A 17504-nucleotide genomic window follows, 5' to 3' on the forward strand; every position below is an offset into this window, starting at 1 on the left:
TTCTGTCTCATCGGCGCTCAGCGGCAGGCGCTGAGTTCATCCGCATCTTTTATGCTGGTTCCATGTATGACGCGCAGCACATCGAACGCATCCGCACGACGACGAAGCGCCTTGATGCCCTTCACTCCGCCAGCTACTTCTCCCCGGCGGTCGCCCGCGCGCTGGCCGAGATCGGGCTGACGCACCCCTCTGGCGGGTACTTCGCTGCGCGTTCGGCTGCGCTCGGCCGGGTGCAGGCCTCGGTCGTCGCTGCGACGTTCTACAGTTTCAACGCTGACTTTATCAGCGAGTTCGTCCCCGCCTGCTGGGATGTCGCCGCGCCCGAGGCGGTGCTCGCCGCCCGGCATCGCGGGGTCGAGGAGATGATGGCTGAGATCTTCACCGCCGAGGGTGTCGAAACCGATGCGCTCGCCGATGCCGCCGCCGAGGTGCTGACACTGCTGCAGCCGGTGCTCGAAGTGATGCTGCCCGATGGCCGGCCGCTCTTCGCCGCCCATGCCGAGGCGCTGTCGGAGGGGATCGCCACCAGCGACGGCGTGCTCGCGCCGCTGACCCAGCTGTGGGCGGCGGTGACGCTGCTGCGCGAATACCGCGGCGACGGCCATATCGCTGCGCTGCTGGCCCACGATCTCACCGGTTTGGAATCGGTCATCCTGCATGTGGCCAGCGGCACGAGCTTCACCGCGCGGGCCGCGCGCCGCTCACGCGGCTGGTCGCACGAGATCTGGGACACCTATGTCGAGGGGCTGATCGACAACGGCCTGCTGCAGCGCACCGGCCAGCATGCCGACGCCGAGGCGGCCGACCCGGAGCAGGCGGCGACCGGCGGGCTGGCGCTGACCGATGAGGCGATCGTGTTGCGTGAGGCGATCGAGGACGCCACCGACGACACCGTCGCCCACGCGTGGAGCATGCTCGATGAGCATGAGCATGCCCGGCTGGCGGAGCTGGCGACGCCGCTGGCGCGCACCGTTGTGAAGTCCGGGGTGTTCCCGGCGAAGGTGTTCGCGCCGGGGTCGGGAATGGTCAGGCGCCGCTGAGGCAGCACCCGGCAGGCGGCTCAGCGGCTCAGGACTCGGGCTGTGCTGGCGCAGATTCTGCTGCTTCGGACTCGCTGCCGCTGACCGCTTGGGCAGCCGCGGTCGCCTCATCGCCAGTCGGCTCCTCTGCGCGGAAGAGCAGTGTGCGGTAGTACTGCAGCTCGCGGATCGAATCCTGGATATCGCCCAGCGCCCGGTGCCCGCCGGTCTTGGCCGGGGCGCAGTAGTAGGCGCGCGGGTACCAGCGCTTGGCCAGCTCCTTGATCGAGGAGACATCGATGATCCGGTAGTGCAGCACCTCGACGAGGTGCGGCATCTGCGCCTGCAGGAACTGCTTGTCGGTGCCGACTGAGTTGCCGCCGAGCGGGGCGCGCACCGAGGCGGGCACATGCCGGCGGATGTAGTCGATGACCTGCTGTTCGGCAGAGGCGACATCCGTGCCGGAGTCGAGCTCGTCGATGAGCCCGGAGGCGGTGTGCATGTTCGTGACGAACTCACCCATCTGCGCACGCGCCGCATCCGAGGGCCGGATGATGATGTCGATGCCCTCGTCGACGGGGTTGAGGTCGAAGTCGGTGACGATGCACGCGATCTCCACCAGCTCGTCGGTGCCGACCTTCAGGCCGGTCATCTCACAGTCGATCCATACAATCTTGTCGGTAGCCACACGAGCAATCCTAGGACATGGCCGCCAGGCCACCGCCTCGGCACCGGTGCCCACCGCCTCGGTGCCGGAGTCCTGCGCCTGCGGACTGAGCGAACACTCAGACTGGGCCGGTAACCTGATCGGCTGTCCTCCGCCGCGCCGGGTCGCCCCGGGATCCCGCGGCTGGTCAACTACACTTGAAGCACGCGTGCGCACCCGCGCCTGAGCCGTTGAACGAAGGGACTCCATGCGCTATTTCCTTGCCGGACTGCTGGTGATCGCCGGCCTCATCCTCGGCGGAATCGGGATACTGCAGAAGACCGCCTGGGCGCCGGACACCCAGATCACCAGCTCGGCGACCTTCGATGATCCCGGCTCGGTCATCGTCGTTGAGCCCGGCGTGCTCAACCTCTACCAGACGCCGGCTGAGCTGGCCGTCGAGGGCGAAGGTGAGATCACGATCGCGCAGGCCAGCAAGGAGAACGTCGACGCGTGGGTCGGCACCAGCACCCACACCACCGTCACCGGTGTCGACGGTGAAGGAGGGCTCGTGACCGAGAAGGTCGACGGTGAGGAGAACACCACCCCGCCGGTCGCCGGCGCTGACCTGTGGAACGCAGAAACCACCGCCGTCTCCCCGGCGACGCTCGAATGGGACCAGGACGCCGGACGCACGAGCTTCGTCATCGGCACCGACGGTGAGGCCCCGGCGGCGTCGAAGGTGACGCTGGCCTGGCCGAACGACACCGCCACCCCGTGGGCGATCCCGCTCATGGTCATCGGTGCGATCCTCATCGGCCTCGGCATCCTCGCCGGCTGGTTCAACCGCAAGAAGGCCATCCGCGAGGCCCAGCGCCGGCAGGCGCGCCAGGAGCGGCGCAAGAAGCTCGCCCAGACCGGTGCGGCGTTTGCGATCGTGCCGGTCATCGCGCTCGCCGGCTGCGGTTCCGAAGAGGTGCCCAAGGCCAAGCCGTCCGATCCGCCGGAGACCCCGGTGGCCGTCATCGACGACGGGCAGGCCGAGAAGATCCTCAGCAAGGTCGCCGAGACTGTCGCCGCTGCGGACAAGGACACCGACGCCGAGGCGCTCAAGGCCCGTGCCGACGGCCCGGCCCTGCAGCAGCGCGAAGCCGCCTACAAGGTCAAGGGCAAGGCCAAGGACGCCAAGCTGCCCCCGCCGCTCGCTGCTGATGAGATCGTCCTGAACTTCACCGCCGCCTCCGACCAGTGGCCGCGTGTGACCGAACTGGTGACGAAGAGCGCTGAGGACGGCAGCCTGCAGGTGCTCGTGCTCTCCCAGGCCGACCCGCGGGCTGACTACAAGCTGTGGGCGCAGACCGTCATCCTCGGCGGCGCCCAGATTCCCGAGGTCGCCGACGCCCGGCAAGGCGCAGAACTGCTGCCGGCAGATGCCGAGGGGCTGCGCCAGACTCCGGCGGACACCGTCAAGAAGTACGCCGAGGTGCTGGCCAAGGGCAAGGACGCCGAGGACGCCGGCGCCTACACCGAGGATGCGCTGCGCAAGCACATCGCCGAGGCGCAGAAGAAGCAGAAAGACACTCTGTCCGAGGGCAAGGCGAAGGTCGACTTCTCATACGAAGGCGGTCCCGAGGTCGTCGCTCAGCGCACCGCTGACGGCGGCGCACTGGTGACCGGCTCGATCCGCGGCACCTCGACGATCACCCCGGACAAACAGGACGACCGCACCGGCGAGATCACTCTGCCGAAGACCCAGGCGGAGGTCACCGGCGAGAAGACGACGAAGAAGAAGCTGGAGACCGAGTTCCAGTACATGGTCACCTTCGTCGTCCCGCCCGGTGAGGACGGCCAGATCACCCTTGTCGGATTCAGTGAAGCACTCACCGGAGCCAAGCTGCTCTGAGCTGCAGCGGCCCTATGCGAAAGGAACTCACACGAGCATGACCGAACACCCCGCACACCCCAACACCGCCGGCAGTCAGGGACTCGACTTGTCCGCCGTGCGCAGCCGCAGCCAGGCCGAAACCGCACCCGCTGCCCCAGCCGGGGGCGCCCCAGCCGGTGGCGCGCCGGTCGGCGGCGCACCGGCCGGTGCGGACACCGTCAGCGTGCCGGCGCTGGTCTTCGATGTCACCGAGGAGACTTTCAACGACGTCGTCGAACTGTCGATGAGCGTTCCGGTCGTCGTCGACCTGTGGGCCGACTGGTGCGGGCCGTGCAAGCAGCTCTCCCCGGTGCTGGACAAGGTCGTCGGCGATTTCGGCGGCAAGGTCGTGCTCGCCAAGGTCGACGTGGATGCCAACCCGCGGCTGCAGCAGGTCTTCCAGGTGCAGTCGATCCCGACGGTCGTCGCGATCCTCAAGGGCCAGCCGGTGCCGCTGTTCCAGGGCGCCCAGCCCGAACCGCAGGTCCGCCAGGTCTTCGAACAGCTCGTCGCCGCTGCTGCGCAGAACGGCGTGACGAAGACGGCCGTGCCCGCCGGTGAGCAGACCCCGGCAGCTGCCGGCCCAGCCCACCCCGAAGCGATCGAGGCACTCGAACGCGACGACCTCGATGCAGCCGAGCGGATCTACCGCACGGCTCTCTCTGAGGCGCCAGCCGATGAGGAAGCGCGGCTCGGGCTCGCTCGCGTCGGCCTGCTCAAGCGCGTCAAGGACGCCGATCCCGAGGCCGTTCGCCAGGCAGCGGCATCCGACTCCACCGACGTCGATGCGGCCCTGGCCTGTGCTGACCTCGACGCTGCCGGCGGACACGTCGAGGACGCCTTCAACCGGCTGCTGACGATCCTGCCGAGTCTGTCCGGAGACGACAAGGAGCGCGTGCGCACCCGCCTCGTCGATCTCTTCGACGTCGTCGGTGCCGAGGACCAGCGCGTGACGAAGGCCCGCTCACGCCTCATGCGCGCCCTGTTCTGAACCGGCTCACCGGCTCGCTGCCGCCAGCCGGCCGGTGCCAGCTGACCGTTTTCGCCGTCCATCTGTTCCCGCACGAGAAAGGACCGCTCAACCGCGTGGTTCGCCTCATTCTGGCTGCCTTCTCCGCCATCGGCGGGCTCGTCTGCGCTGCCCTGTCGCTGTCAGCGCTGTCGGTTGTCGGCGCCGATGACATCGTCGACACCGCACCATCGCAGATCCACGACGGGGCCTACGCCTTCGTACTCAACCCGCAGCTGGTGCCGTTCGAGAACACCGAGGCGACCCTGCAGGTCAGCGGGGATGCGGAACTGTTCATGGGCACGGCCAGCGGAGTCGACGTCGACAGCTACCTGACCGGCATCGCCCATGAGGAAGTCACCGAGATCGATTTCCCGTTGGCGCTTAAGACCCGGTTCATCGACGGGGAGCCGGCACCGCTGAACGACGCGGCCGGCCGGGACTGGTGGACCGCCTCCCAGACCGGCAGCCAGCTGTCGCACACCTTCGACCTCGACGCCGAATCCGGTGAGGTCATCGTCGTCGCCCCAGCCGACCCGGAAGGCAACCTCGATGGAGTCGAGCTGCAGCTGAACATGGACACCGGGGGAGTGTTCCCCGCCAGCCTCATCGGCCTGGCTCTGGCGATCCTCGCCTTCGGCACGGCTGCCTACTTCCTGTTGCGCTGGCTTGACGCTCGCCCCGGACGCCGGCGCCGGCTGCGCCGCGAGTACGGCCGCGGCGGGTCCGGCCGCGGTGGATCGAGCTGCACCGGATCGGGCCGCGGTGGGTCAGGTCGCGGCGGCTCAGGTGGATCCCGCATGTCCGACCTCGGTGCCCGCGCAAAGGACCTGGCCGGCCGGACAGCCGCCTCAGCCACACGCGCGACCGCGCGGAAGAACCGCAGCCAGCGCACCACCCAGCTGGCACGGAAGGCCACCGCCCAGCGGGCACGGAAGGCCACCGCCATCGGGTCTGTCGTCACCCTCGGGGTGCTGGCCGGCTGCTCGCCGCTGCCGGTTGCCCAGCCCTCGAGTCCGAACCTCACCGAGTTCGAGCGCCCCGCCCTGCGCGCAGGGGAGGCCGGTGAGTTCCTCACCTCCTACACCGAGCGCCTCGACGCCAGCCTCAAGGGCGATGAGGATCAGCTCGACAAGATCCAGGCTCCGCCGCTGCTCGACCGCACCCGCGCCGAGATCCTCATCGCCAAGGCTGCCAAGACGGAGCTCTCAGCAGTGAACTTCGACCAGATCGTCGCCGGCGGCCCGTCCTTTGCCGAGTACCCGATGTGGTTCATCGCCTTCGGCAAGCCCTCTGACAGCGATGAGACCGTCCAGGCGATGCTCGTCACCCGCGAATCAGCAGGCGAGGACTGGCAGGTGACCCAGAGCCTCTTCGTTCCGCAGGAGAACGTGCCGACCCTCATGGCCGACGGCACCGGCGCGGTCGAGCAGTCGGGCACAGAGTTCACCGAGCTCGGCACCACCGCCAAAGAAACCCTCCAGCAGTACCTGGAGACCGGTGAGATCCCGGAGAACGACCAGAACATCGAATACGCCTCAGACGCCTTCACCGGATTCCGCGACTATGTCGATGAGATGGCCGGCAACGACGAGGCCTTCGAGGGCACCACAGTCACCTGCGACCCCTACGATGAGGCGACCGTGCCGCTGGCCGAACACGGGCTCAAGACCGAAACCGGGGACGTGTCCTTCGGCGAAGTGCGCTGCACGATCGAACTCACGGTTCGCTCCGGCGGGTCGATCGACGTCGGCGAAGAGCTCGAAGCGGTCATGACGAGCGACCTCGAGGGCGGCAAGCTGCTCATCAGCACCTCGATCCCCTACATGCTCCTCGGCTCAGAGCAGACCAACCTCATCGTCGGCTCCGACTGGTTCCTGCTCGAAGCCCAGACCACCGACTGACGAACCGCCGAGCCGGCTGCCTGCCCGACGCCTCGGGTGCGGTCACGTCAGCTGCGGCAAGCTCAGCCGCACCAATCCCAGGTGCGGCATGCCCAGCCGCGGCGTGCCCGGGCGCACCGGGCTCAGGCGCGGTCGGCTGCCACCCGCCTGCCGACCCGGCGCAGCCACAGCAGCCCGACGATCGGCAGCACCAGCGGGATGAAGCCGTAGCCGATCCCGAACAGCGACCACACGCTCGGCTTCTGGAACAGCTCCGGGTGGGTGAGGCTGAGGAACCCGACGACGATGACGCCGGCGAGCTCGAAGGTCGTCGCCGCGACCGCGATCCGGTGCGAGGTGCGCGAGCCGATGACGAGGCAGACGGTGGCGATGATGTAGACGACGGCTGCGAGAGCCGACAGCGAGTACGCCAGCGGCGCCTCGTGGTAGTCGCGGATGAGCTGCACACCGGCTCGTGCGGTGGCCGCCAGGGCGAAGATCCCGTACACCGCGGTCAGCCCCCGGCCGGGACCGGTGTGCATGGCCGAATAGCTCACAGCCAAATCTGGTCCATCCTCTCGATCATGATGCCCACGGTCGCAGCAGCGGCGGCCAGCACGCCGGGCCCCCAGCGGCTGAGTTCGGCGAATGCCCAGAACCCGGCCAGCGGCAGCAGCACGATCGCGGTGAACAGGTAGCCGAAGAACAGCACACCGTCGGTGTCGCCGGACTGGCCCCACATGACGATCGAGACGACGAGCTGAACGAGCAGCAGGAGCAGCAGCACGCCGGCCCCGCCGAGCATGAGGATGCCGGCTGGCCGATTGCGGATCGTCTGCACGAGCGCCCACAGGCACAGGGCGGCCGAGGCGGCGAAGAGGGTGTAGGTCAGTACGGTGAGCACGCCCAATATTTTAGACCCATGCGAGGCTGCCGCGTAGAATGGGGTCAGTGCGCGTCTATCTCGATCACGCCGCCACCTCGCCGATGCCCGCTGAGGTGCTGACGGCCTTCACCGAAGAACTCCACCGCGTCGGCAATCCCTCGTCGCTTCACGCGGACGGTCAGGTTGCCCGGATGCGCATCGAAGCCGCCCGCGAAACACTCGCCGACTGCCTCGGCGCCACGACTCCATCCGAGGTGATCTTCACCTCCGGCGGCACCGAAGCCGACAACCTCGCCCTCAAGGGCATCTTCTGGGCCCGCAACGCCGGCCGCACCGCCGCGCCCTTCGAGCGTCCGCGGCTGCTCGTCTCCGCGATCGAGCACCACGCGATCCTCGAGACCGCCGAATGGCTCGAATCCTGCGGTGCCGAACTCGTCTTCCTGCCTGTCGATGAGACCGGACGGCTCGATCTGGCCGCCGCCGAGGCGGAGATCGCCGCGGCACCCGAGCGCACCGCCCTCGTGTCGGTCATGCTGGCCAACAACGAGATCGGCACCCTGCAGCCGGTGGCCGAGCTTGCCCGGATCGCCGAACCGTACGGCATCCCGGTCCACACTGATGCGGTGCAGGCTTTTGGGCAGGTGCCGGTGAACTTCGCGGAACTCGGTGTTGCTGCGATGACGGTGACCGCCCACAAGCTCGGCGGGCCGGTGGGCATCGGTGCGCTCGTGCTCGCCCGCGACCTGACCCCGGTGCCGGTGGCCCACGGCGGAGGACAGGAGCGCAAGGTCCGCTCCGGCACCCTCGACGTCGCCGGTGCGACCGCCTTCGCGGCAGCCGCCGAACGCGCCTGCCGCACACTCGACTCCACAGAGACGGCCCGGCTGCGCGACCGGCTCATCACCGGCATCGAAGAGCGCATCCCCTCAGCCCGCCTGTCCGGACGGCGCGGGGACGAGCGCCTGCCGAACAACGTCCACATCGTCTTCCCCGGCTGCGAAGGCGACGCGCTGCTGTTCCTGCTCGATGCCGCCGGCTTCGCCACGAGCACCGGCTCGGCCTGCCAGGCCGGGGTGTCCCGGCCCTCCCATGTGCTCATGGCCTGCGGGGCCGATGAGGACACCGCCCGCTCCGTGCAGCGCTTCACCCTCGGCCCGGAGACCACCGAGACCGACATCGACGCACTGCTCGACGCGCTGCCGGGCATCGTCGAACGCGCTGCCAAGGCCGGGATGGTCTCTGCCGCCCCGTCATGGCAGGCGACCACCGCCTCGGGCGCGGCGACCACTGCCTCGGGCACGGCAACCACCGCCTCGGGCGCGGCGACCACTGCCTCGGGCACGTCCGCCACACCTGCAGGAGGCCAGTCATGAGGATCCTTGCCGCGATGTCCGGCGGCGTCGACTCCGCTGTCGCCGCCGCTCGCGCCGTCGACGCCGGCCACGAGGTGGTCGGCGTGCACCTGGCGCTGTCCCGCATGCCCGGCACGCTGCGCACCGGTTCGCGCGGCTGCTGCACGATCGAGGACTCCCGCGACGCCCACCGGGTCGCCGGGATGCTCGGCATCCCGTTCTACGTGTGGGACTTCTCCGAACGGTTCAAGGAGGACATCGTCGATGACTTCATCGCCGAATACTCCGCCGGCCGCACCCCGAACCCGTGTATGCGCTGCAATGAGCGCATCAAGTTCGCAGCCCTGCTCGACCGGGCGCTCGCACTCGGCTTCGACGCCGTGGCGACCGGCCACTACGCCGAGATCATCCCGGCAGCCGACGGCAGCCCGGAGCTGCACCGCGGGCTGGATCTGAACAAGGACCAGTCCTATGTGCTCGGCGTGCTCACCAGCGAACAGCTCGCACACTGCTATTTCCCCATCGGCGCCTCCGCCTCGAAGGCCGAGGTGCGTGCCGAGGCGGCCGAACGCGGCTTCCCGGTGGCGAACAAGCCGGACTCCTACGACATCTGCTTCATCCCCGACGGCAACACCAAGGCGTGGCTGGCCGACAAGATCCCGATGCGCCCGGGCCTCATCAAGGACGAATCCGGTGAGGTGCTCGGCGAGCACGACGGCGCGATGACGTACACCATCGGCCAGCGCAAGGGACTCGGAATCGAGAAGCCGGCCGCTGACGGCAAGCCGCGCTACGTCGTCGGCATCGATGTCGCCGACAACTCCGTGACCGTCGGGCCCAAGCAGGCGCTGCGCGTCGACCGGCTCGAAGGCATCCGCACCACCTGGTGCGGGCTGCCGCCATCGGACATCGGCGACAGCGAGACGACCGCGATCGACTGCGAGATCCAGATCCGGGCGCACGCCGATCCGGTGCCGGCCCGCGTGTGGCTCGGCGAGGTCGACGAAACCGTCCCAGCACACGAGGAGAACCTGCCGGCCCCGCGCCCGCGCGGACAGATCATGCACGTGGCCGTCGAGGAGCCGCTGTCCGGGGTGGCCGCCGGGCAGACGATGGTCATCTACCGCGGCACCCGCGTGCTCGGGCAGGCAACGATCGATCAGACCGCCTGAGCAGGGCGAACGCCATTGCCTGCTGGTAGCGACAGGTGATATGCTCAATGTACCCGATGAATTTCTTCCCGTCGGACTCCCCTCCAAAAGGCTTCCCGCGTCATGTTTACTCATGGAATCTTGACCGCTATTACTCGAACCGTTTCCCTCGGATTGATTGCGACTTCTTTCAGTCAGGCAGCGTTCGCTGTTCCCCAGGATCAAGGCGTAACCGAGGCGGACATCATCGCTTTGGATGGAGTTCTGCGGAGATCTACGATGGAAGAAGTGACGCCCTTCAGTCAAGGTGCCGATATGGATTCTGACGATGAAGTGAGTGCTCCGGATTTAAATTCGCTGTCAATGACTTTAGGTGAAGGGAATGTTGACGGCGCGGTGACAATCAGTCCGGTCGCCGACATTCAGCACGTTAGAAGAATGGATGAAATTTCGTCATTCGCGGGAGTCGATGAACGCGGCTATGGTCATGTGTTGTCTCCCAAGCAGGAAGATGAGGTTCAGTTTGGTGTAGTCCTCCCGCGAGGGGTGAAGGCTGCGGCGGTATCGTACCGTGTCAGTCATCCCGACGGCGTAGAAATTACTACCGATGGGTCGGTGGCGCTTGTGAGAAACCAGTCCGGCGAGTTCCTCGGAGGCTTTGAACCCGCTTGGGCTGTAGATTCAGAAGGGTTGCCGGTGCCAAGTTGGTATACGGTTGAGGGAGATGTTCTGACTCAACGTATTGATCTCAGTGGCGCGGGAGTTAACTATCCTGTTGTGGCGGATCCACTCTTTAAGCGTGGAATCATCAGGCGCGTCAATCACGAGCGCTGGAAAAAGGGTTCCTGGGAAGTTCAGGTTGAGGTGACGAAAGCTGCTCGCTTAATGAGAGTGCATGACTGGCGAAAGACTGCAAACCTTGGGTACGCGGATCTGGTCGATCATTATCCCAGGTCTATGAAAAAGGCCACTATGCGGCAGCAGTGGGACTGCCATATTCTCGGATTGTACGGAACTTTTAAGATTGATCTTGAGGGTTATCGTCGCAGTAAACCGAACTGGGCGCGCACGGAAATTGCGCGCGGAGTTAAGAGCGCTTTCAAGAAAAAGGATGCCAGGGCTGTCGCAAGGGCATGTAATTGGTGATGCGAATGTCAGAGCTGACGCCTGTGCTCGTCGGCTGCGCTGGTCTCGCGGTCGGTGTGGCGGCTCTGGGCGTGGGCCTGGCAGGTGCCGAGATGAGTCCGGGCCTGGTGGACGCTGGACTGTTCGCCTGCATGCTGTGGCTGGTCATTGCGAGCGGTGTGTGCGTGATTGTGCGTCTGGTGATGGATGCCGCGAGGGTCAGCATCTCTGCAGTGAGTCACGCCGCGGTTGGGGGACTGGTGTGCGCGCTGCTCTCGCCGCTGTTCACAGTTCCCTGGGTGCTGCTGCTTGCCGATGCCGGCTCTGACAGCAGCGTGGTGCAGTTCGTGTTCGGCGGGATATGGCTGTGCTCCCTTGCCATCGCAGTCCTCGGTGCTCTGCGCCTCATCGTGCGCCGGCGTGCGCACCGGCGCACCGGGTGAGCACCAGCCCTGAAGCTCTGGTGGCAGCCGGCAGAACGAGCGCCGGTGCGGGCGCGATCGAGCAGGCGGTAGCCGACAGAGCGAACGCTGGTGCAGGCACGATCGAGCCGGCGACAGCCGAGCCGGTGAGATGTCGGCTCAGAGTATTGTGGTGCGCATGACAGCCCGCACCACTGCGCCTTATGGTTCCTGGCCCTCTCCCATCACCGCCGCCGAGGTGGCCGCCAGTTCCCAGCCGGTCGGAACCGCCCGCTTCACACGGCAGGGCATCCTCTACACTGCCCGGATGAGCGAAGCTGACGGGCGCACCGGCCTGTTCCTCAATCCCACCGGCCGGCTCGGCGAGGCACGCCGACTGCTGCCGGCCGGCTTCTCGGTGCGCTCCAGCGTCCATGAGTACGGCGGCGGGGGCTTCGCCGTCGACGGCGACACCGTCGTCTTCGTCAACGCAGATGACCAACGCCTCTACAGACTGGAGCTGCCTGCCCCGCACACCGGTCAGCACATCAACACCCAGGCTGCCCCGCACGCCGGTCAGCACACCAACACCCAAGCTGCACAGCACCCAGGACCATCCGCTGGCGCACTGGCCGAACCCACCGCGCTGACTCCGGAGACCGGCGGGCGGGTCCGCTACGGCGATCTCACCGCCACCGGCGGGCAGATCCTGGCGATCGAGGAATCCCACACGGACACCGGACCCACCGGGGCCATCAGCCGGCACGTCGTGCGCGTCGATGACACAGGTGCGACCCGCCTCGGCGGCGGTGCCCATTTCCTCGCCTGGCCGAGGCTCAGCCCCGACGGCACCACGGTGGCCTGCATCGGCTGGGACCACCCGCACATGCCGTGGGATGAGACCGCGCTCATCCTCATCGACGTGGCCACCGGGCAGGCCGAACGGATCTGGCAGCGGGAGGGCATGTCGATCCTGCAGCCCGAATGGATCGGCGCGCACCGGCTCGCGGTCGCTGCCGACCCGGCCGGCATCTGGAACCTCTACGCCCTCGATGTGCCGGCCTTCCGGGCTGCCGCCCGCCGCGAGCCGGGGTTCCGACCGGCTGAGGAGGAGCTGCTGCTGGCAGCCGACGGGGAGATCGGCGGGCCGCTGTGGACGCTGGGCCAGCGGCATTATCTGCCCGCTGGCGGCGGACGCATCCTCGCACTCGCCCGCTTCGGCACCGACAGGCTCATCTGGGCCCATCCGCGCACCGGTGAGCAGCAGCATCTCGACCCGGGCCTGAGTACGATGAGCCTGCAGGACCGGACCGCGGACACCGTGCTGCTCACCGGCGGTTCGGCCAGCCGCGTGCACGGCCTGTACCTGCACCACCTGGCCACTGGAGAGACCGAACCGGTCGCCCTCAGCGCCGAGGTGTCGCATCCGGCCTACTATCCGCGCCCCGAGGTGCGCACCTTCGCCGGCATCCATGCGATCGTCTACCCGCCGCACCACCCTGAGCTCACCGGCCCGGAGGGCGAACGCCCGCCCTATGTCGCCTTCGTCCACGGCGGTCCGACCGGCCAGGAGGTGCCAGCGGTCAGCGCCCACCACGCCTTCTTCACCTCCCGGGGCATCGGCGTCATCGACGTCAACTACCGCGGCTCGACCGGCTACGGCCGGGCCTACCGGGATGCGCTGCGCGGGCAGTGGGGCGTCCTCGATGTCACCGACACGATCACCGCGGTGCGCGGCCTCGTCGATGCCGGTGAGGCCGATCCAGCCCGCCTGGCGATCTCCGGCGGCTCGGCCGGGGGCTGGACGGTGCTGCGCGCCCTCACCACCACCGAGGTGTTCGCCGCCGGTGCCAGCTACTACGGGGTCGGGGACCTGCGTGCCCTGGCCGAGGAGACCCACGACTTCGAATCCCGCTATCTCGACGGGCTCATCGGACCCTACCCGCAGGAGGCGCAGCGCTACGCCGCCCTCGCCCCGGTCAACCTGCTCGATGATCTGCGCGTACCGGTGGCGATCTTCCAGGGCGATGAGGATCCGATCGTCCCGCCGAGCCAGGCCCGGCTGCTCATCGCCGCGCTCGAAGCCCGCGGCCTGCCCTACAGCGCGACCTTCTACCCGGGTGAGGCCCACGGCTTCGTGCAGCCGGCCACCCGGCAGGACGCGCTGGAGCAGGAGCTCGCGTTCTACGGCCGCGTCATGGGCTTCACCACCCCCGGCCTGCCGGCCGCCCGCATGCAGGGCAGGGGCCGATGAACGGCCGCGTCTTCGCCTCCGGGCGCGGGGGCTGGCCGATCACCACCGCCGCCTGGACCGGCACCGGCCGGCCGGCCGACGGGCAGACTCGCACTGAGTCCGATGTCCGTGAGGCCGCCCGCATCACTGCAGGAATCCTCGTCGAGGAGGCCGTGCCGTTCCTGCCGGCGGTCACCACCGGGCCCGGCAGCGAAGGGGTCGCCCGGGCCGCCGCGCTCTGTGCGGACCTGAGCGTGGAGGCCAGCCCCGCCGGCTGGCGGCTGACGCACCTGCCCGGCCGCGACGCCCGCCGCGCGGCCTCCCGGCTCGGGGAGGATGCCGATGCCGCCGCCGAGGTGTTCGCCGACTTCGCAGGACCGGTCAAGATCAGCCTGCTGGGACCGGTGAGCCTGGCGGCCCTGCTGCTCGAACCCCGCGGCGAATCGACGCTGGCCGATCCCGGCGCCCGCCGCGACGTCATGGCCGGCTACGCCCACGGACTCAGCGAGCATGTCACGCACCTGCGCCGGCTGATGCCAGGCGCTGAGATCATCATCCAGCTCGACGAACCGCACGCCGCTGCCGCACTGTCCGGGCAGCTGGCCACCACCGCCGGGCGCACCCGGCTGCCGGCCCTGCCCGAGACCGAGGCGGTCACCGCCTGGCGGGGCGTGCGCGAGGCCATCGAGACTGCGGGCGGGTCGGTGCTGCTGTTTCTGCCAGGATCACATGGACGTGCATCGACCGGAGTGCAGCCGCTGACCTGGCACAGTCATGGCCAGGCCCGCAGCCTGAGCGAGGTGCTCACAGGCTCCGGCATCACGAGCATCGGCATCGACATCAGCTCCCGCATCTCTGCTGCGATATGGGAGCAGGCCTTCGCCTGGTGGGACGCCCACCAGGCGATCGACCCCGGCCACACGGTTCCGGCGCTGACGCTGGGAGTCGGGGACGCCTCGGGTGCGGGGCTCGACGTCACGACCTCGGTGCGCCGGCTCATCAGCGCTGCGGAGACTCTGGGTCTGCCGGATGCAGCACTTGCCGACCTCGGATTCGTCGCCGGGCCGCCTGTGCCGTTGACGCGTGAGCAGGCGCAGGCAGCTGCTGACGGGCAGCCGGCTCATCCACGCGGCTGGCTGACTGGAGTGCAGCAGATCGCCCAGGAGTGCGCGAGCCTCGGCTGAGCCCAGCATCGGCCCGGCTGCTGGAGCGGCCCGGCAGCCGAATCCAGCTGGCGATCCTCGACCGACCAGGGAAGACATCGAGGACGATGAAGACGACGAGGAAGACGAGCCCGTAGAAGGTGGCTGTCGCTGCCGCTGTTGCCGAATCGGTGACATAGGCCGTGAGCACTCCAGCCAGTGAGCAGACGACGGCGATGATGATCGTCAGCGGGATGATGACTCGCAGATTGCCCGAGAGCAGGCGTGCGGTGGCTGCCGGGACGACGAGGAAGGCGACGACGAGGATCGCCCCAGCGGCGTTGAAGGCAGCGGTGACGGTGAGGGCGAGGATGACGACGAACACACTGTCGACGATCCATGGACGGAAGCCGGACTGCGCAGCGAAGGCGCGATCGAAGCTCGTGAGCAGCAGCTCCTTGCGCAGCAGCCACAGCACAAGGCTCGACAGCGCTCCGACGCTGAGCATCACCCACAGCCAGCGCGGACCGAAGCTGTAGCCGCCGGCGATGATCTCATCCATCGCCACAAGGTTGAGGTCGCCGACGAGCACGGACTCGACGTGGAAGTGCACGCCGGAGTAATTCGCGGTGATGAGCAGCACGCCAGCGGCGAACATCGCTGGAAAGACGAGGCCGATCGGGGCGTCCCCGGCGAGCAGCCGGGTGTGGCGCAGGGCTTCGATGAGACCGACGACGGCCACTCCTGAGGCGGCGGCACCGAGAACGAGCCAGGGGCTGGTGATCGATCCGGTGAGCATCGCCATGACGACGATGCCCGGCAGCACCGAATGTGAGATCCCATCGGTGACCATCGACTGGCGGCGGATGACGACGAAAATGCCGGGTACTGCGCAGGCCACGGCGGTCGCGACTGTCAGCAGGGTGACGGAGAGGATGAGGCTCATGAGCGGCCGGCCTCCCACGGCGTGGCAGCCGGTGCCGTCTGCAGGGCGGCTCGGCCGCGCCGTGCACGCCGCCACCGAGCAGCCAGTGAGCGGCGAGGAGCGAAGAACAGCGAGATGAACACGAGCGCCGTCAGCACGAGCACGATGACCGGGCCAGTGGGCACCGAGCCGATTGACACCGAGATCCACGTGCCGGTCATCGCCCCGAGCGCGCCGAACGCTCCTGAGAGGCTGACCATCGGGCCGACTTTCCGGGTCCACTGACGCGCCGCGGCAGGCGGCGCGATAGCGAAAGCCACCATGAGGATGACCCCGACGGCCTTGATCCCGACAACGATCGCGATGACCATGGTGGCGAACATGACGGCGTCGACGAGTCCGACGCGGTAGCCCAGCTGCCGGGCGAAGGCGGCGTCGAAGGTGACGGCGACGAACGGCTTCCACAGCAGCAGCACGACGATGATCGCTCCGCCTGAGAATATCGCCGTGGTGATGAGGTCGGCTCGCGTGATGGTCGCGGCGCTGCCGAAGAGGTAGGCGCCCAGCCCGCCCTTGCCGGGCAGGGATGATTTCTGGATGAGGCGCAGCAGCACCATCCCGGCGCCGAAGCACAGCGCGAGGATGATCGCCATAGCTGCATCGATGCCGACCCGGCTGCGGCGGGCGATCGCATTGGCCAGCAGGGAGGCCCCGAGACCGACGAGTCCGGCGCCGAGGATGAGCACCGGCAGGGAACGGCCGTCGATGCCGAAGACGGTGACTGCGAGCGCGAAGCCGCCGACGATGCCCAGCAGCGAGGAGTGCGAGACGACGTCGGCCAGCAGCGACTGCCGCCGCAGATAGGTGAAGGCCCCCAGCGCTCCGGCACCCAGCCCGATGATCCCGGTGCCGAAGAGAACCATCCGGTAGGAATGCTCGGTGAGCAGACTCCAGAGCGTCACTGCAGCACCTCGTGAGTCCGCCCGAGGCCGTAGGCACGGTCGATGACAGCGGCGGTGAGCACCTCGTCGACGGGCCCGGTGACAGCCTGCCCCCCGCCGAGTACGATCGCCTCATGGCACAGCTCGGAGACTGCGCCGAGGTCGTGGTGGACGAGCACAATCGTGGATCCGGCCGCGTGCCGGCGGGCGAGCACGCTGCGGATGGCTGCCTCAGAGCGGGTGTCGACACCGGCGAAGGGCTCGTCCATGATGAGCAGATCTGAGTCTTGGGCCAGCAGCCGGGCGAGGAAGGTGCGCTTGCGCTGGCCTCCGGAGAGTTCGCCGATCGGGTGGCGAGCCAGCTCGCTGATACCAGCCTCCTCCAGCGCAGCTGCCGCTCGCTCCCTGTGCGCCGCACGGGGCCGGGCGAACCAGCCGAGTGAGCCGTAGGTGCCCATGAGCACGGTATCGGCGACGGTGATGGGGAAATCCCAGTCCACGCCGGCGGTCTGGGGCATGTAGCCGATCGCAGTGGTGCGGTGGGAGATCGTCACTGTGCCGGAACGAGCCGGCACGCTGCCGAGAACTGCGCCGAGGAGGGTGGACTTCCCGCATCCGTTGGGCCCGACGAGGCCGGTGATGCGTCCAGGTGCGATATCGGCGCTGAGACCGGAGAAGACGGGAATCTCACCGTAGGAGACTGTGAGGTCCCGAATGCTGATGGCTGGAGTCATGAGGCTGCCTTTCTCGGCTGCTGCCCTTCTGCGGAGTGAGATGCTGTGCTGGAGCGGGTCCGGATCCGTGGTGCCGTCGGGAATGAGCCCCGGGCGCACGTCGGAGGGATCCGATTGCCGACGTGCGCCCGAG

Annotated in this window: 15 protein-coding genes; 9 read left to right on the top strand and 6 right to left on the bottom strand. The window is 68.2% G+C overall.

From position 1 onward, the window contains the following. The first annotated feature begins 62 nt into the window (after positions 1-62). Positions 63-1040 carry an SCO6745 family protein gene (locus H9634_RS01345; protein WP_191725027.1) on the top strand — a complete coding sequence of 326 codons (978 nt, stop codon included), beginning with the start codon at positions 63-65 and terminating at the stop codon, positions 1038-1040. Between the two features lie 28 nt (positions 1041-1068). Here H9634_RS01345 and orn read toward each other — a convergent pair whose 3' ends face one another. Further along, positions 1069-1671 (bottom strand): oligoribonuclease, encoded by a 603-nt coding sequence (gene orn / locus H9634_RS01350; protein ID WP_225210489.1) that lies wholly within the window; start codon positions 1669-1671, stop codon positions 1069-1071. Between the two features lie 262 nt (positions 1672-1933). Between orn and H9634_RS01355 the strand changes: the two genes are divergently transcribed. The 3 genes from H9634_RS01355 (at position 1934) to H9634_RS01365 (ending at position 6502) form a co-directional block, all read left to right on the top strand. Continuing rightward, entirely contained in the window at positions 1934-3568 is a 1635-nt protein-coding gene (locus H9634_RS01355; RefSeq protein WP_191725029.1) for a hypothetical protein, read from the top strand. A gap of 37 nt (positions 3569-3605) precedes the next feature. Beyond that, entirely contained in the window at positions 3606-4580 is a 975-nt protein-coding gene (locus H9634_RS01360; RefSeq protein ID WP_191725030.1) for a tetratricopeptide repeat protein, read from the top strand. A gap of 95 nt (positions 4581-4675) precedes the next feature. Then, positions 4676-6502, top strand: a complete 1827-nt coding sequence (locus H9634_RS01365; protein WP_191725031.1) for a hypothetical protein — start codon at positions 4676-4678, stop codon at positions 6500-6502. Between the two features lie 122 nt (positions 6503-6624). Here the strand turns inward: H9634_RS01365 and H9634_RS01370 are convergent, their stop codons facing one another. Then, positions 6625-7023 carry a hypothetical protein gene (locus H9634_RS01370; protein WP_175294138.1) on the bottom strand — a complete coding sequence of 133 codons (399 nt, stop codon included), beginning with the start codon at positions 7021-7023 and terminating at the stop codon, positions 6625-6627. 11 nt (positions 7024-7034) lie between these two features. Further along, entirely contained in the window at positions 7035-7385 is a 351-nt protein-coding gene (locus tag H9634_RS01375) for a hypothetical protein (protein ID WP_191725032.1), read from the bottom strand. Positions 7386-7432: 47 nt separating this feature from the next. Between H9634_RS01375 and H9634_RS01380 the strand changes: the two genes are divergently transcribed. The 5 genes from H9634_RS01380 to H9634_RS01400 all read left to right on the top strand — a co-directional run bounded on the left by H9634_RS01380 (position 7433) and on the right by H9634_RS01400 (position 13650). Next, on the top strand, positions 7433-8740 hold the full coding sequence (locus H9634_RS01380; RefSeq protein WP_191725033.1) for a cysteine desulfurase family protein: 1308 nt from the start codon (positions 7433-7435) through the stop codon (positions 8738-8740). Further along, positions 8737-9891 carry a tRNA 2-thiouridine(34) synthase MnmA gene (gene mnmA, locus H9634_RS01385; RefSeq protein ID WP_191725034.1) on the top strand — a complete coding sequence of 385 codons (1155 nt, stop codon included), beginning with the start codon at positions 8737-8739 and terminating at the stop codon, positions 9889-9891. Before H9634_RS01380 ends, mnmA begins: the two co-directional genes overlap by 4 nt. Before the next feature lie 102 nt (positions 9892-9993). Next, positions 9994-11016, top strand: coding sequence for a hypothetical protein (locus H9634_RS01390; protein ID WP_225210448.1), 1023 nt, complete (start codon positions 9994-9996; stop codon positions 11014-11016). Positions 11017-11039: 23 nt separating this feature from the next. Continuing rightward, complete coding sequence (locus H9634_RS01395) at positions 11040-11438, top strand: hypothetical protein (RefSeq protein ID WP_191725036.1); 399 nt, start codon at positions 11040-11042, stop codon at positions 11436-11438. 157 nt (positions 11439-11595) lie between these two features. Then, positions 11596-13650, top strand: a complete 2055-nt coding sequence (locus tag H9634_RS01400) for a prolyl oligopeptidase family serine peptidase (RefSeq protein ID WP_191725037.1) — start codon at positions 11596-11598, stop codon at positions 13648-13650. Positions 13651-14628: 978 nt separating this feature from the next. Here H9634_RS01400 and H9634_RS01405 read toward each other — a convergent pair. From H9634_RS01405 to H9634_RS01415, 3 genes are read right to left on the bottom strand one after another with little or no spacing between them, the layout of a single operon-like run. Beyond that, positions 14629-15717 (bottom strand): metal ABC transporter permease, encoded by a 1089-nt coding sequence (locus H9634_RS01405; RefSeq protein ID WP_191725038.1) that lies wholly within the window; start codon positions 15715-15717, stop codon positions 14629-14631. Further along, positions 15714-16658, bottom strand: a complete 945-nt coding sequence (locus tag H9634_RS01410; protein ID WP_191725039.1) for a metal ABC transporter permease — start codon at positions 16656-16658, stop codon at positions 15714-15716. The genes H9634_RS01405 and H9634_RS01410 overlap by 4 nt, the downstream gene beginning before the upstream one ends. Further along, entirely contained in the window at positions 16655-17371 is a 717-nt protein-coding gene (locus tag H9634_RS01415; protein WP_191725040.1) for a metal ABC transporter ATP-binding protein, read from the bottom strand. Before H9634_RS01415 ends, H9634_RS01410 begins: the two co-directional genes overlap by 4 nt. Positions 17372-17504 lie beyond the last annotated feature (133 nt).

The organism is Brevibacterium gallinarum (genome assembly GCF_014836885.1).
GTDB lineage: Bacteria > Actinomycetota > Actinomycetes > Actinomycetales > Brevibacteriaceae > Brevibacterium > Brevibacterium gallinarum.

What these genes read in the sequence shown, in the direction of transcription:
- H9634_RS01355 (WP_191725029.1), top strand. Translation starts at nt 1,934, where the DNA reads ATGCGCTATTTCCTTGCCGGACTGCTGGTGATCGCCGGCCTCATCCTC.
- H9634_RS01405 (WP_191725038.1), bottom strand. Translation starts at nt 15,717, where the DNA reads ATGAGCCTCATCCTCTCCGTCACCCTGCTGACAGTCGCGACCGCCGTG.
- mnmA (WP_191725034.1), top strand. Translation starts at nt 8,737, where the DNA reads ATGAGGATCCTTGCCGCGATGTCCGGCGGCGTCGACTCCGCTGTCGCC.
- orn (WP_225210489.1), bottom strand. Translation starts at nt 1,671, where the DNA reads ATGACCGGCCTGAAGGTCGGCACCGACGAGCTGGTGGAGATCGCGTGC.
- H9634_RS01345 (WP_191725027.1), top strand. Translation starts at nt 63, where the DNA reads ATGTATGACGCGCAGCACATCGAACGCATCCGCACGACGACGAAGCGC.
- H9634_RS01390 (WP_225210448.1), top strand. Translation starts at nt 9,994, where the DNA reads ATGTTTACTCATGGAATCTTGACCGCTATTACTCGAACCGTTTCCCTC.
- H9634_RS01415 (WP_191725040.1), bottom strand. Translation starts at nt 17,371, where the DNA reads ATGACTCCAGCCATCAGCATTCGGGACCTCACAGTCTCCTACGGTGAG.
- H9634_RS01370 (WP_175294138.1), bottom strand. Translation starts at nt 7,023, where the DNA reads ATGCACACCGGTCCCGGCCGGGGGCTGACCGCGGTGTACGGGATCTTC.
- H9634_RS01400 (WP_191725037.1), top strand. Translation starts at nt 11,596, where the DNA reads ATGACAGCCCGCACCACTGCGCCTTATGGTTCCTGGCCCTCTCCCATC.
- H9634_RS01360 (WP_191725030.1), top strand. Translation starts at nt 3,606, where the DNA reads ATGACCGAACACCCCGCACACCCCAACACCGCCGGCAGTCAGGGACTC.